Source organism: Fictibacillus nanhaiensis, assembly GCF_023715445.1.
Lineage (GTDB): Bacteria > Bacillota > Bacilli > Bacillales > Fictibacillaceae > Fictibacillus > Fictibacillus nanhaiensis_D.
In genome coordinates this window covers 1-474 of record NZ_JAMBOD010000041.1, presented here as the reverse complement: position 1 = coordinate 474, position 474 = coordinate 1, and the positions used below count along the sequence as shown (strand labels likewise).

Genomic DNA, 474 nt, shown 5'->3' with positions numbered 1-474 from the left:
GAGATGAAAGATGTTATCGACGCCGCCCATGCGCTGCGCGAGCAGGGTATCGCCCACGTGGTGATCTCCCTGGGCGAAGAGGGCGCGCTGTGGGTCAACGCCTCTGGGGAGTGGATTGCTAAACCACCTTCAGTGGAAGTAGTCAGTACCGTTGGCGCCGGCGATTCGATGGTCGGCGGCCTGATTTACGGCCTGCTGATGCGTGAATCCAGCGAGCATACCCTGCGCCTGGCGACCGCCGTCGCTGCCCTGGCCGTCAGCCAGAGCAATGTAGGAATTACCGACCGTACCCAGTTGGCCGCGATGATGGCGCGCGTCGACTTACAACCCTTTAATTGACAGCAGGAGAGGCATAATGAAAACGCTGCTGATTATTGATGCCGGACTCGGACAGGCGCGCGCCTACATGGCGAAAACCCTGCTGGGTGCCGCGGCGCCGAAAGCGCACCTTGAGCTGATTGATAACCCGAATGA

The 474-nt window shown here is 60.1% G+C and carries 1 protein-coding gene; it reads left to right on the top strand.

Going from position 1 to position 474, the window contains the following annotated elements; translation table 11 throughout:
* On the top strand, positions 1 to 339 hold a 339-nt coding region (locus M3196_RS21765), incomplete at its 5' end, for a PfkB family carbohydrate kinase (RefSeq protein WP_251324374.1).
* Between the last annotated feature and the right edge of the window lie 135 nt (positions 340 to 474).